Consider the following 13,389-nt stretch of genomic DNA (forward strand, 5'->3'; position numbering starts at 1 on the left):
AAAGAGGGATAAAGTTATTTTAATTCTTGAGTTTTCAATTAGGAGGTTTAGCTTTCTTATTAACTAAACACTGTTGAAAAAAAATTCAACTTTTTTTCTGAAAAACGGCATTTGCTTTCAGCCCTTGCTACTCCTTAATTTCCAGAATTTTCTTCTACACTTTTCGGACCAAATAAATATTAACAACATCCCAAATATTTTTCTAAACTCTTGTTAAGTGACTGTGGCATAAGTCCTTTTTATTCTAACTTCCAATACTAACTTTCTTAAAAAACCAATAAATTATGGAAACGCAACTGGAAAACATTGGTGATAGAATTGCCAATTTCTTACCCGATTTGCTGGGAGCCTTACTTGTCATCTTAATAGGCTGGCTCATTGCTAAAGGGATCAAAACATTAGTAGTAAAACTCCTTCGGAAGACCACCTGGGATGAACGCCTTTTTGGGAGGGATAATATTGAGGACACCAATGTCTTTGTAGGTAATATCTTTTATTACCTTATTATGATCATCGTCCTGTTGATCGCCCTGGAGGTTCTTGGAATTAGTGAAGTGCTCACACCTCTTGAAAATATGCTCAATGAGTTCCTCATGTTCATTCCAAACCTTATTGGAGCACTGCTCATAGGTTTTATTGGTTATGTGCTTGCAAAATTCGTCTCCAATCTTATAAACATTGGTGGAGGATTGCTGGACCGGTGGGTAGATAAAACAGGATTTAAGGATACAGATAAGCTCGTGAACATTATACGTAAGATCGTTTTCATAGTGATTTTCATTCCATTCCTTATTCAAGCCTTTAACACACTTCAACTGGATGCCATCTCAGAACCTGCGAACGATATCCTTTATGGCTTTACCGAGCTTATTGGAGAGATCGTAATTGCAGCGCTTATCCTTGTTGTTTTTATTTGGGGAGGGAAATATCTGGCCAACTTCCTTGAAGATCTGTTCAAAAGTATGGGACTCGACCAAACTGCTGAAAAGATCCAGATCCACAATATGATTGGAGCGGGACAGTCTTTATCAAAACTTGTGGCAAACCTTATATATTTCTTCCTGGTTTTCTTCGGAATTATTACAGCTGTCGAGATCCTTGGACTTTCCAGACTCACAGAAATTCTCCATCAAATCCTGGAGGTCACAGGTCAAATTTTATTCGGGCTGGTAATTCTTGCCATAGGTAACTATATTTCCCTGTTGATCTACAACACTATGACGCGGTCTAGCAAAAACCATTTTATCGCGGGTGTGGTAAGATGGGCTTCGCTTGCCTTATTCATTGCGATAGCTTTACGCACCATGGGAATCGCCAATGAAATCGTAGAGCTTGCCTTCGGATTGGTACTTGGTGCCATTGCAGTAGCAGTAGCTTTAAGTTATGGTCTTGGAGGCCGTGAGGCAGCAGGAGAACATTTTAAGGATATCATTCAGAAGTTTAGAACAGAAGCTGCTGATGCCAAAGATCCAAACAAAGAAAACCCCGATGTTCGCAATACCGGAAGAAATTTTCCGCCTAAAGGTACCGGAGCCGGAAATGCGAGTACTCCTAACACACCTGGAGGTACAGGAAATAAACCGGCAGATCCAAATCCTCCACGATCGGGGAACACAGGAGGACCGAATCTAAACAAAGATAATCCGTCGAGGGATTCAGATAAAAATGGTCCTGCGGGAGCGGGCCCGAATAAACCGATCAATCCCACCTAGGATTGGTTGAAAATGTAAAGCCACGCAAATGCGTGGCTTTTTTTTTGTTATTAGTTGAAGCTTTATGGCAACTCAAGCTGTACAAGCACCGGAAGATGATCTGAAGGATATTTCAAATCTTTTGAATCACTTAGAACTCCATACTTCTTTACATCAATTTCTCCTGAAGTGAAAATATAATCAATGCGCCGGGTTACCGGCGAAAAAAAATCATAGCCGTTAAAAGTACCTTCGGGACCAAAAACAACTTCAGCTTCATTTTTTGAGTCCTTATAATGGGTTGTGAGAAATTCTATTTCTCCAGTTTCGGGTTCAAGATTCAAATCTCCCATTAAGATCATTGGCCTTTCCTCCTGGTTAATTTCTTTTATCCTACGATGAATCAATTTCACACTTTCTGCCCTTGCGGCTTCACCCTTGTGATCAAAATGAGTATTAAAAACCCAAAACTCCTTCCCCGTTTCCTTTTCTTTGAGTAATCCATAGGTGCACACCCTAGGATAGTCTGCATCCCAACCTTTACCCGGCTTTTCTGGTGTTGTAGAAAGCCAGAAGGTACCGTCTTTCAGGAGTTCGAATTTGTTGGTTTTAAAAAATATGGCGCTAAATTCCCCTTTTTGATCCCCATCGTCGCGACCTTTTCCAAAATATTCGTAGCCTGAAAGTTCATCCTTCAGAAATTCCAGCTGACTGTGCAATGCTTCCTGAACTCCAAAGATATTCGGCTCGTAAAATTTTAGTTGTCCGGCGAGATGATCCTTCCTAAGAGACCAGCTGTTCCTGCCGTCATCCTCGTTAGCATATTTAATATTATAACTCATCACGGTGAGCTGAGCTTTAGCCGGGAGCATTGTAAACATTAAAACCATAAAACTTATAATCTCTCTTTTCATATTCCTATTTCCTTACCTTTTACATAATCCTTAAGGTATTCGAACCTGGAAGTAAGTCTGCCATTTTGGGTCATTCTTGCCCTCTCCAGAATTCCATTTTTGTCGCCGTTAAAAAAAGCTGGAAGCACATTTTTCAAAAACATTTCACCAAAACCTTCACTGGCATCTTTGGGCAATTCGCATGGAAGATTATCGACAGCCATAACAAGGATGGAATTTTTCTCCCGAAAATCCACCTCCCGTTCTTCCTGTGGATCGTATCCATAAAAAGGTTCGGCAATCGTGGACGGTCTTAAAGTACTCGCTATTGGTCCTGCAATATCACAGGAAATATCGGCTATATATTTAATGCTGAAATTTGTAGATTTCGCATCTTCCGCGGTAAAGAAAACCGGGGCTCCTTCCCCATAAAAATGTCCCGCTATAAAAAAGTCGGCTGCATGGGTGAAGCGAAGAAAGTTAGACTCATATTTTTCGGGATGTTTATAAAAATCCTGATTACTGCCTTTTTCTCCGTCCCTGCGTTTGTTGTAATCCAGGACATCAATCTGGCAATAAACCGGGGTGTCAAAAGTGTCATTTAAAAAGGTGTTTACTCCCACTTTTTTCACCTTCAGGTGATCCAGAATTTCCCGGGCACCATGAGCGACTTTTCCATTTCCGGTGAGTACAATTTTTAAAGGCGGAATCTCAATTTTGTCAAGTTCTGCCAACATGGCATTAAGGTCGGGCAGACTTTCGGCTTTAGGGAGTTCAAAAAAGCCATTTTTGAGACCTATTCCGCGTAAACCGTTATATGCACCAACAAGTCCTGCATATCTTCCGAAACCAATAAGTCGGCCGCCCTTTTTATTGACGATCACCTCATGATCATAAAGCTCAATATTATTTTTTAGTATCTCCCTCAATAGGTCCCGGTTATAAGGCTGCTTTTTAATAGTATGAGAGAAAAAGAAATATTTTTTGTTAGGGATAAGGTTGGGTATTGGCACTTCTTTAACACCTAGCAGAACATCACAATTTGAAACATCTTCGAGGACCTCAAAACCGGCACGTCTATACTCCTCATCCGGAAAAACCCTGACATCGGAACTTTCCACTTTGAACTCGGCTTCAGGGAATTGCTTTACAGCTTCTAAAAGTTCATCTGGGGAAAATACTACACGACGATCTGGAGGAGTTTTTCGCTCTTTAATGAGGGCAAATTTTATCATATTCTTGTATAGCTTTAAAAATTGTTTGGAATTTCTCAAAGATAGGAATTATAAAGGGCGAAAAAAAGACTTAAAACGGCTTCGCCTCCCCGGTTGGTCAGGCTGGTTGCAAGAAACAAGAGACAGGACTTGCCTTTTATTCAGTAATAATTCCTACTTTTGTTTCTCTCATGTTAAAGCGGTATATCTATTGTTTGGCATGAAAAGTGCATTATTTATTGCAGAAGTTCTTTACATATTGGGGTCGACTTGGTTTTGACAGCGAGTCTAATTGAGTTGTAAGCACGTCGAGCGCTGGGAAATAGCTCGTAAATCTCATTTTTCACACTTTTTAAACGGCGAGAATAACTACGCCTTGGCAGCATAATCTGAATTATAGTAGGATTGCTCTAGTCCCTACAAGGTAGGGAGCCAAGATGTCTCGTGGAGGCCTTGATTTACGGCATTCACATAAGAGGCACCGATAAAGTAAATATAGAAACTGCAGGACCTTGATGTAGTTTCGAAATCTAATTGAGGATAAGTGTAAAGTTGGTGGTTTTCGGCCGGCTTTGCATCGAAAACTAAACGAAGACTAAACGTGTAGAAAGCTTCTGAATTGCTTGTTTGGACGAGGGTTCGAACCCCTCCGACTCCACTTTATAACCCGGTAAGCCTTGTGTTTACTGGGTTTTTTGTTTTAAGGTGACAATATAGGTGACAACTTTAGAAGCGTTTTTTCCTACAGAAGGGGGTCGCCCAAATTTAATTCTTACTCTTAATACTGAAGGTAGTACAACAGGCCAATCTTATTGTGGCGAAAAAACCTTTTTCCTGATAATTAACCAGTTGTGTTGAAAACTTTGTTAACACTTTTCCTGAATATCGGTATTAATTCCGTTAGCACCTTGTAATTTTATTCTTACTAATAACAATACCTATATTTTTTATGAATACAGAAAATCTTATTTCCAGGCTAAAAGGAGCCAATCATAAAAAGATTGAAGCTATTTCCCTAAAAAGGGAAATTCGCCAGCTCCCACCTCAAGAAAGGACAATAATCCTAAATCGACTCAGGGAGGAAAAGCGAAAAAGTGATAATTCGGATTTTAATGATGCAGTTGATGACATTATCAATGAATTCAGTCCAGACAAGTAGTGATAGATTTCTCATTTTTTACTACTGAGGTTTTAGCTTTACTATTCTCGGGGCTTGCTATAATTGTAAGCGTTTGGGATCGATACGGAAATATTAGAGATACCAGGAAATCGAACAAAAAAGCAGAAAAGGCGTTAAGGCTTTCCGAAGGATCAACAGAATTAGCAATTCGATCTATGATAAGTGAGGCCAGATTTAAGCTAAATAATTTTCAATTTGAATATAAAGCTCTAAAGGTCGCAAATAGAGAATTTGACAATACTGGATTTGACAAAATTCTTTACTCCTATATAGAGGATCTTCTTAATCAGTACGACACGGCTTGTATGTTATATTTTGATAATAAAATAGACAGAAAAAGGTTCAAATCTCAATACGAAAGGGAATTGATAAATTGCGTAGAGGGTAATGCATATAAAAAATATTTCGATTCTGACAACCCAAGATTTGAGGGAATCATGCGAGCATATGCAAAATGGAGAAAAGAAAATAAAAACTAAATTATGGCATCTAAAAAAGAAAGAATGCAAGCTAAAGCTCAAAAAATGTTAGATAAATATATGCCTTATGAACAATGGGTTCAAGTAAGGGAAAGAACAGAAGAAGAGAAAGAACTTTATAAACAAACCCGGGAAACTCTGCAGAACATTGTTGATGGCAAAAATGAAATTTTTGATACCGTAACAACGACAATAAAAAATGGAAAAACTTCTTCTAAATTAAGTTAGAAGGTTGATTGGTTTAACGATACAGAAAAGAGTTTAGGCAATATTATTTCCAATACTTGAACGACTTTCTACACCACGTCCATACAAATGCTGCTGAAACCCAATAAAAGTGTCCCGAATGCTCGGGATATCTCCCAGTTTGGCTTTAGCATCTGCCAGGGCGTGATATTTTAGTACCAACAGGTCCCCAAGCTGGGCATCATCCAATTGCTCAAAGCCTGAAGCGATGTATTGATCCAGAACAAAATTCAGGAACTCCTGCTGAGCCGGGTTGTAATCATCCAAATGAACCTTAGCTCTTTCTGCACGTTTTATACGCGGCACAAGATCTCTGTGGTAAGCAATGTAAGCCAGAACATCAAAAAGATCACTGTCCTCTCCATGTACCACTTTTTTCAGGTCCTCCAGCTGGGCTGCTGAGTAACCTTTATCTGAAAGCTCTTCCAGGAGCTTTCGTCTGGTGCCCGGAACACTCCATAGCTGCCTTAACTCCTCCTCGTTTTTAAAAAGAGATGGTAGCTCCCCAAAAAGGTTCATCACAAATTTCTCTACAGAAATAGGTTTCCCATCCGGACTCCAGAAAGAGGTTTTCACCATACTATCAAATTCCCGCACCTTATGATCGGCAAGTTTCACTTTGATCAGGTATTTTGGCGGAGTTTCACACACGCAGGGATCATTACTGCAATCATTACAGGCATAATCCTCAGCTCCTTCACATTTACACGGCTTCTGTCCACATTCCTGACATACCTGGGCTTTTTTTCGTGGTTTCGCCGGTTCCGGTTCCAAAGGTTCCCCATCCCATTCCGGATCCTGAAAATGCTCGTGTGCCTTGACAAAATCAAAAATGGTGAAATGGTCTTTGTCCTGGTATAGCCGAGTTCCTCTCCCTACTATCTGCTTAAATTCTACCATGGACTTCACCGGCCTAAGCAGGACGATGTTCTTTACTTCCGGTGCATCCACTCCGGTACTCAGCTTTTTTGAAGTCGTGAGCACCGTCGGAATTAATTTTTCGTTGTCCTGGAAATCCCTTAAATGTTGTTCTCCCCTTCCACTATCATCGGCAGTTACTCGATGACAATAATTTGGATTGGTGCTGCTGGAAAGCTGATTAATTAGATCACGAATAGCCGCAGCATGTATTTGGGTAGCGCAGAAAACAAGGGTCTTCTGATTCTGGTTGATCATCTGCATCAACAGCTTCACCCTAAACTCTTCCCGCTCCCGGATTTCTATGATTCGGTTGAATTCTGCTTCGGTATATTTTCTCCCCTGCTCCACTTCTCCAGTTTCTACATCGTCGTCCTCGGTGTACACGTATTCATCAATGGTGGTGCTGATCTCCTTTACCTTAAAAGGAGTTAGAAAACCGTCATTAATTCCCTGTTTCAGGGAATAGCTGTACACAGGCTCTCCAAAATACTTATAGGTGTCTCCATTCACATCCCGCTTTGGAGTAGCTGTAAGTCCCAGCTGCACTGCCGGTTTGAAATATTCCAGAATTGCCCTCCAGGTGCTTTCGTCTTTTGCTCCTCCCCGGTGGCACTCGTCGATGATGATGAAGTCAAAGAAATCCGGTTCATATTCTCCGAAGTAGGGAGAATGATCAGGGCCGCTCATAAAGCTTTGGAAAATGGTAAAAAAGATGCTGCCGTTGGTGGGCACTTTTCCCTTCTTCTTGATATCTGCCGGAGTGATCCTTACCAGTGCTTCCTCCTCAAAAGCTCCAAAGGAATTAAAAGCCTGATCGGCCAGAATATTTCTGTCTGCCAAAAAGAGGATCCTGGGGCTTCTTTTTCCGTCTCTCTGAAGGTTCCACCTTGCCTGAAACAATTTCCATGCAATCTGGAATGAAATTGCTGTTTTTCCTGTACCAGTGGCGAGGGTTAGTAAGATCCTGTCTTTTCCTTCTGAAATTGCTTCTAAGGTTTTTGTAATGGCGTTGTCCTGGTAGTAGCGCGGTTGCCACGTGCCTCCGCGATCTTCAAAAGGAACACTGAAAAGCCGCTCCCGCCATTCATTTTCTTTTGGAAAGGTTCTTTCCCACAGCTCATCCGGTGTTGGAAAACCTGTTACGTCTCCTTCGTGGCCAAGTGCCATGTCGATCCCGTAATGCTTGAGACCGTTGGTAGAATATGTATATCTAATCTGCAGCCGCTCTGCATAATCCTTTGCCTGCCCTACTCCGGCGGTATAATATTCATCCATGGCTTTGGCTTCCACCACTGCCAGATACCTGTTTTTGTACTGAAGCACATAATCTGCCTTTAAAGGCTTAGCACGTCGCCCCTGCCCTAATATTCTACCTTGAGAAATGGGAAATTGCTTCCGGATCTTACTGCCTTCTACCACCCCCCATCCTGCAGCTTTTAAAGCCGGCTCAATGTATTCGAATTCAGTTTGTGCTTCGTTCATATTAGTAGATTCAATTAGACTTCAACTGCTTTTTGCGTAAGCTCACCTGTAAAGGCTTTTTGAAGAATGGATTTTTTAAGTTCTTGTAACCTATCTAATTTTATTTTATACAAATTTATGAGCCCTTGCATAGCTTCATCTATTGAAGCTACTTTTTCAACAACAGAATTCTGCTGAGTTATATCAGGAAAATGAATAGAGATATTCTTGATCTTTGACTGATTGAGATTTTTTTGACGCACTCCTCTTCTTTGGCTTAATATCTCGGTCTTTTTTGCATTAACTGCGTGCATAATAAATGCAAGGTTGTACTCTCTGTTTGGCTCTACCCCACAAATTGCCTGATTAAACGTAGCTTCTCTGTCTAAAATCGACATTTTTAAGGCTGCAGTGTCATACATACCTATAAGAAGGGAACCTGCCGGAAATCGTTTTGCATTTGAATTCTCTAAAGCATTTTCGGTTATGTATCTTTCAGGTTCTTGTGTGTAGAGATCGTTTAATTCTCCTGAAGAATACCATGCTATCTCACCATTTTCCCAATACTCTTTTTTTGCTCTCGATGGTGTCCCTCCACTTTTTATTACTAATATGCTGCCTATCGTTTTTTCCTCCCAACCTTCATCTTTTTGGGAAAAAATTGCATTTAGCTTAGACTGGAATAGCTCCTTTGTATTTTGAATGTTTTTCTCAATGTTTGCTTTGGCTTGATCTATGGCGGCAAAGGCTTTGTCCAGAATTGCTACTATTTGATGTTGTGTTGAAATAGAAGGTGTAGGAATTTCAATATTGCCAATTTGAGTTTTATTTATAGAATTAAAAACAGCTCCTGTATTACTTTCAATTTCAGTTTCGTGCTTTTTTAGAAAATAAAATAGATACTCCTTATATATCTTTTCTGAGGCTCTAATGGCTGCTAATCCCCTACCTATACAAATTTTCTGAGTAGCAAAATTTACTGGGCCTACTGGCGCTCTTACTGACATAAGGATATCACCTTCCTCAGCCTCTTTGGTGACTTTTGTTGTCCAAGTAGTAGGTGTCCTCAGAAATTTAGGTCCAAATTCTTTTTTACCCTGGTAGAATGATAGGCCACGCCCCTCACTATTGTAAAATTTACTCTCGGGCGATTGCCCTGCTATGACTTTACATACCTCACCGAGTTTTTTAACTGGAAATCCTTCTCTCATATCAGCTCCTTCACAGTTTTCAAGATAGAACTGGTCTCAGCATTTAAACGCTCCATCTCCGCCAGGATCTCCTCCGGATTCCTCAAAGGAGCTTCCTCAGGAGTGTTCGCATTTTTTACGGAAAGGTCGACAGTTTGGGAGTTAATTTCATTTACCGAAACATTCCAGGACTGCTCTGTCTCCGGCTTTTCCTTCTCCAATTTAACAAACTCCTCAAGATCTTTATCATTCAGCGGATTTGTTTTCCCCATATTCCTGCCCGGGTCCAGCTGGTAATACCAGATGTTCCTTGTAGGTTCCCCTTTTTCGAAGAAAAGTACCACCGTTTTCACTCCGGCACCGAGAAAGGTACCTCCCGGCATATCGAGAATTGTATGTAGGTTACAAGTCTCTAAAAGGTGTTTTCTTAAGGCTATTGCGGCATTATCTGTGTTGCTTAAGACGGTGTTCTTTATAACTACAGCTGCACGCCCACCTGCTTTCAGGCTCTTGATGAAATGCTGCAGGAACAGGAAAGCTGTTTCTCCAGTTTTAATCGGGAAGTTTTGCTGTACCTCCTTGCGCTCCTTCCCCCCAAACGGAGGATTGGCAAGGATCACGTTGTAACGACCCTTCTCCTGGATGTCGTTAAGATTTTGCGACAGGGTATTGATGTGGACAATATTCGGTGCCTCAATTCCGTGAAGGATCATATTCATCACTCCTATGACGTAGGCAAGGTTCTTCTTTTCTTTTCCGTAGAAGGTGTTCTCCTGGAGCGTGCGGAAGTTTTTAACATTCCGCTCCATGCGGTTGTACATATATTCATAAGCTTCACATAAGAAGCCTGCAGAACCTACAGCACCATCATAAACCGTTTCTCCTATCTGCGGGTCCACCACATTAATCATGGCTCTAATAAGCGGTCTCGGCGTATAATACTGGCCTCCGTTGCGACCAGCATTTCCCATGTTTTTGATCTTGGTCTCGTACAGGTGACTTAGCTCGTGCTTGTCCTCTGAAGAATGAAATGGCAGCCCATCTGCCAAGTCGATGATCTCTCCCAGGTTATAACCACTCTGAACCTTGTTCTTCAGTTCGCTGAAGATCTCTCCAATTTTGTATTCAATTGTCTTCGGGTTCTCTTTAGCCTTTTCTTTAAAACCAGCCAGGTACGGGAATAGATCATAATCCACAAACTGCACCAGCTCCGGCCCTCTTAAGGCGGCATTTCTGTTCAGATTGCCTTCACTATCTTTTGGCATGGCCCAGGTGCCCCAGCGGTATTTCTCATCAATGATGAATTCATACTCCTTTCCTTCCAGGGCTGCTTCATCGGCCTTGTCTTTTTCCAGATCATCCAGATATCTAAGGAAGAGCACCCAGGAAGTCTGGCCTATATAATCTAATTCACTATCGGCTCCTGAATCTTTGTACAGGATATCATCAATGTTTTTAAACGTCTGTTCGAACATGTATTTCGGTAAATATTATTTAGCCTCTGGTCACTTCAGCACATCACGTGCTCAGGAACAAAGGCTGTTTCTTCTTCAGGTAGGGTATTGGTAAAAATACACTTTTGTTAAAGAAAAGCAAACATTGAAGATATAGCAGATTGAAAAACCTTAAAGGGTTGCAGAAAAGCCGTTGCGAACCGTTGCACACAGTTGCAGACATTGTTATTCAGCCGCTTTTCAAAGAAATTATAAGCCGAGAACTAAGCTTCGAGTTAATTCCTGGCTAATTTAAGAGTTTCTATTCTGAAGCTTATTTAAGCAATTGCTTAAATAATTTATTACTTTTGGCATATGAAGGATATGAACTGCATACGTAAAGAAGCCGATTTAGATCAGATCAAACGGTGTCAGGAGCAAATTTCCGAAGCTGAAGAGGCTGTGAGTGCCTTAACAGATAAGCTCTCCCTGGTGAGTAACAGTGTAAGGCTAAAGATTCTTTATGTCCTGCAAACAGAAGAAAGATTATGTGTGTGTGATCTAAGTGACATCCTGAACATGACCATTCCGGCAGTTTCGCAACACTTGCGAAAATTGAAGGATAGAGATTTTGTAAAAGCGGAAAAAGAAGGTCAGACCATATTTTATTCTCTTCGGAATGACCATCGGGAACTCCTTGCTCCCTTTTTCAATTTAATAATTCATCAACCTGAAGCTATATGAAGACAAGAAACAGCTTTCTTGGAGTAGGTATTTTTACTGGTATTGCCAGTTCCCTTTGTTGTATTGCTCCCATACTTGCTATAGCAGCAGGAACAGGAAGCATTGCAGGTGCTTTTGCATGGCTGGAGCCTTTTAGATGGCCACTTGTAGCAGTTTCAATAGTTGCTTTGGGAATCGCCTGGTATTTGAACCTGAAGTCTACAGATGATGACTGCGGCTGTGAAAGCAATTCCCGATCTTCCTTTTTCCAGTCCCGTAAATTCTTGACTGGAGTGACTGTTTTTGTTATTCTGAGCCTGGCTTTTCCTTATTATGCTGAGGCATTTTATCCTTCTGATGAAAAAGAAGTGGTTTTTGTTCAGGAAAAAAATATTCAAACGGTAGAATTCTCTGTGAGTGGTATGACCTGCACAGGCTGTGAGGGTCATGTAAAATCTGAAGTTAACAAGCTAAATGGGATTGTCACCTGCAAAGTTTCTTACGAAGAAGGTAATACGGTTGTTGAATTCGATAGTACACGCACAAACGTTGAAGAAGTAAAAACGGCTATTGAACGAACAGGATATAAAGTCACAAAAATAGAAAGATGATGAAGCAATATGATGTGATAGTAATAGGTTCGGGCATGTCTGGTATGACAGTTGCCAACAAATGTGCGTCTAAAGGATTAAAAGTTGCTGTGACAGATGAATTACCCTATGGAGGAACTTGTGCGCTTCGGGGATGTGACCCAAAAAAAATAATCATTGGTGCTACCGAAGTGAGAGACTTCGCTCAAAGATTGGCGGGAAAAGGCATTGATACTGTTCCTGAAGTTAACTGGAAAGACGTCATCGCTTTTAAGCAGGAATTCGTAGATGCCATGCCCGGGAAAATCGAAAAAGGATACAAACACAATGATATAGACACCTATCACGGTGCAGCCCGCTTTATAAGAAATGATTCAGTTGAAATTGAATCGCAAATTTTAAAAGGCGATAAAATTGTTATCGCCACAGGAGCCAGACCACGTACATTAAATTTTGAAGGCGGTAATTACGCTTTGACCAGTACAGATTTTCTCAACCTGAAGGAGCTGCCAAATTCCATGATCTTTATAGGCGGCGGTTATATTGCCTTTGAATTTGCACATATCGCCAGGCGATGTGGGGCCGAAGTTACCATAGTACACCGGGGAACCAGACCTTTAGAAAATTTTGACAAAGATATAGTTCAGCATTTGTCCGAAGCAACACAGAAGATGGGCATAAAATTAGTGCTTGAAACAAACGTAACCGGAATCAAAAAAGAAACAAAAGGTTTTACTGTTGTTGGTGAAAAAAATGGTTCTGAAGTAGAATTTATGGCTGAAGCAGTTTTTAACAGTGCAGGAAGAGTGCCTCATATTAATGATCTGGATCTTAAGGCTGGATCTGTTGCTTCAAACAAAAGGGGTATTGAGATCAATGAGTTTTTACAGAGCACTGCAAACCCCAAGGTGTATGCTGCCGGAGACGCTGCCGACAGCAATGGACTTCCGTTAACTCCGGTAGCCGTTTATGAAGGTCATATTATTGCTTCCAATATTATAAAAGGAAATAGCAGAAAGGCAGAGTATCCACCCATGCCCTCAGTGGTCTTCACCTTACCGCCTATGGCTTCAGTAGGTTTAACAGAAGAGGAAGCCAAAAAGACCGGAATGAATGTAAAAGTAAATAGCAAAGCGGTCCCGGAATGGTTTAATGCGAAGCGACTAAACACCGAAGAGTATGCATTCAAGACCATCATAAACACCGATAGTGGAACTTTAGTAGGTGCACATTTAATTGGTCCGGGAGTTGAGGAAACAATTAATTTTTTCTCTCTTGCTATTTACAAATCGATACCAGTTCAAGATTTAAAGAAAATGATATATGCGTATCCCACAATGGGTTCGGATATCACATCAATGTTATAAA

12 protein-coding genes and 1 other RNA gene are annotated in these 13,389 nt (G+C 40.9%); 8 read left to right on the forward strand and 5 right to left on the reverse strand.

Translation table 11 applies throughout. The annotated features are described in order from the left end of the window. Nucleotides 1–284: 284 nt before the first annotated feature. The gene (locus tag LA313_RS11815; RefSeq protein ID WP_228915194.1) at nucleotides 285–1,712 is read left to right on the forward strand and encodes a mechanosensitive ion channel; all 1,428 of its coding nucleotides are present in this window, start codon (nucleotides 285–287) and stop codon (nucleotides 1,710–1,712) included. Nucleotides 1,713–1,774: 62 nt separating this feature from the next. On the opposite strand, the gene LA313_RS11820 is transcribed toward LA313_RS11815, so the two are convergent. Together LA313_RS11820 and LA313_RS11825 are read right to left on the reverse strand one after the other, a co-directional pair. Further along, on the reverse strand, nucleotides 1,775–2,605 hold the full coding sequence (locus LA313_RS11820) for an endonuclease/exonuclease/phosphatase family protein (protein ID WP_228915197.1): 831 nt from the start codon (nucleotides 2,603–2,605) through the stop codon (nucleotides 1,775–1,777). Then, nucleotides 2,602–3,819, reverse strand: a complete 1,218-nt coding sequence (locus tag LA313_RS11825) for an NAD(P)-dependent oxidoreductase (protein ID WP_228915199.1) — start codon at nucleotides 3,817–3,819, stop codon at nucleotides 2,602–2,604. The genes LA313_RS11820 and LA313_RS11825 overlap by 4 nt, the downstream gene beginning before the upstream one ends. 240 nt (nucleotides 3,820–4,059) lie before the next feature. Between LA313_RS11825 and ssrA the strand changes: the two genes are divergently transcribed. The 4 genes from ssrA to LA313_RS11845 all read left to right on the forward strand — a co-directional run bounded on the left by ssrA (nucleotide 4,060) and on the right by LA313_RS11845 (nucleotide 5,685). Further along, nucleotides 4,060–4,459, forward strand: a transfer-messenger RNA (tmRNA) gene (gene ssrA, locus LA313_RS11830). 288 nt (nucleotides 4,460–4,747) lie between these two features. Beyond that, nucleotides 4,748–4,957 (forward strand): hypothetical protein, encoded by a 210-nt coding sequence (locus LA313_RS11835; protein WP_228915201.1) that lies wholly within the window; start codon nucleotides 4,748–4,750, stop codon nucleotides 4,955–4,957. Next, nucleotides 4,957–5,457, forward strand: coding sequence for a hypothetical protein (locus LA313_RS11840; RefSeq protein WP_228915203.1), 501 nt, complete (start codon nucleotides 4,957–4,959; stop codon nucleotides 5,455–5,457). The genes LA313_RS11835 and LA313_RS11840 overlap by 1 nt, the downstream gene beginning before the upstream one ends. 3 nt (nucleotides 5,458–5,460) lie before the next feature. Beyond that, nucleotides 5,461–5,685, forward strand: coding sequence for a hypothetical protein (locus LA313_RS11845; RefSeq protein ID WP_228915205.1), 225 nt, complete (start codon nucleotides 5,461–5,463; stop codon nucleotides 5,683–5,685). 33 nt (nucleotides 5,686–5,718) lie between these two features. On the opposite strand, the gene hsdR is transcribed toward LA313_RS11845, so the two are convergent. From hsdR to LA313_RS11860, 3 genes are read right to left on the reverse strand one after another with little or no spacing between them, the layout of a single operon-like run. Further along, nucleotides 5,719–8,106 carry an EcoAI/FtnUII family type I restriction enzme subunit R gene (gene hsdR / locus LA313_RS11850; RefSeq protein WP_228915207.1) on the reverse strand — a complete coding sequence of 796 codons (2,388 nt, stop codon included), beginning with the start codon at nucleotides 8,104–8,106 and terminating at the stop codon, nucleotides 5,719–5,721. Nucleotides 8,107–8,120: 14 nt separating this feature from the next. Beyond that, a complete protein-coding gene (locus LA313_RS11855) occupies nucleotides 8,121–9,296 on the reverse strand; it encodes a restriction endonuclease subunit S (protein WP_228915209.1) in 1,176 nt (391 codons plus the stop codon). After that, nucleotides 9,293–10,750 carry a class I SAM-dependent DNA methyltransferase gene (locus LA313_RS11860; RefSeq protein WP_228915211.1) on the reverse strand — a complete coding sequence of 486 codons (1,458 nt, stop codon included), beginning with the start codon at nucleotides 10,748–10,750 and terminating at the stop codon, nucleotides 9,293–9,295. Before LA313_RS11860 ends, LA313_RS11855 begins: the two co-directional genes overlap by 4 nt. Nucleotides 10,751–11,083: 333 nt before the next feature. On the opposite strand from LA313_RS11860, the gene LA313_RS11865 reads away from it, so the two are divergent. From LA313_RS11865 to LA313_RS11875, 3 genes are read left to right on the forward strand one after another with little or no spacing between them, the layout of a single operon-like run. Continuing rightward, nucleotides 11,084–11,452, forward strand: coding sequence for an ArsR/SmtB family transcription factor (locus LA313_RS11865; RefSeq protein ID WP_228915213.1), 369 nt, complete (start codon nucleotides 11,084–11,086; stop codon nucleotides 11,450–11,452). Then, nucleotides 11,449–12,042, forward strand: a complete 594-nt coding sequence (gene merTP / locus LA313_RS11870) for a mercuric transport protein MerTP (protein WP_228915215.1) — start codon at nucleotides 11,449–11,451, stop codon at nucleotides 12,040–12,042. Before LA313_RS11865 ends, merTP begins: the two co-directional genes overlap by 4 nt. Further along, nucleotides 12,042–13,388 (forward strand): dihydrolipoyl dehydrogenase family protein, encoded by a 1,347-nt coding sequence (locus LA313_RS11875; protein ID WP_228915826.1) that lies wholly within the window; start codon nucleotides 12,042–12,044, stop codon nucleotides 13,386–13,388. The genes merTP and LA313_RS11875 overlap by 1 nt, the downstream gene beginning before the upstream one ends. Nucleotide 13,389: the final 1 nt, after the last annotated feature.

It is taken from the genome of Salinimicrobium sediminilitoris (assembly GCF_020866905.1).
Taxonomy (GTDB): domain Bacteria; phylum Bacteroidota; class Bacteroidia; order Flavobacteriales; family Flavobacteriaceae; genus Salinimicrobium; species Salinimicrobium sediminilitoris.

Coding starts and splice junctions, on each gene's coding strand:
- LA313_RS11815 (WP_228915194.1), top strand. CDS start 285: ATGGAAACGCAACTGGAAAACATTGGTGATAGAATTGCCAATTTCTTA.
- LA313_RS11820 (WP_228915197.1), bottom strand. CDS start 2,605: ATGAAAAGAGAGATTATAAGTTTTATGGTTTTAATGTTTACAATGCTC.
- LA313_RS11825 (WP_228915199.1), bottom strand. CDS start 3,819: ATGATAAAATTTGCCCTCATTAAAGAGCGAAAAACTCCTCCAGATCGT.
- LA313_RS11835 (WP_228915201.1), top strand. CDS start 4,748: ATGAATACAGAAAATCTTATTTCCAGGCTAAAAGGAGCCAATCATAAA.
- LA313_RS11845 (WP_228915205.1), top strand. CDS start 5,461: ATGGCATCTAAAAAAGAAAGAATGCAAGCTAAAGCTCAAAAAATGTTA.
- hsdR (WP_228915207.1), bottom strand. CDS start 8,106: ATGAACGAAGCACAAACTGAATTCGAATACATTGAGCCGGCTTTAAAA.
- LA313_RS11855 (WP_228915209.1), bottom strand. CDS start 9,296: ATGAGAGAAGGATTTCCAGTTAAAAAACTCGGTGAGGTATGTAAAGTC.
- LA313_RS11860 (WP_228915211.1), bottom strand. CDS start 10,750: ATGTTCGAACAGACGTTTAAAAACATTGATGATATCCTGTACAAAGAT.
- LA313_RS11865 (WP_228915213.1), top strand. CDS start 11,084: ATGAAGGATATGAACTGCATACGTAAAGAAGCCGATTTAGATCAGATC.
- merTP (WP_228915215.1), top strand. CDS start 11,449: ATGAAGACAAGAAACAGCTTTCTTGGAGTAGGTATTTTTACTGGTATT.
- LA313_RS11875 (WP_228915826.1), top strand. CDS start 12,042: ATGAAGCAATATGATGTGATAGTAATAGGTTCGGGCATGTCTGGTATG.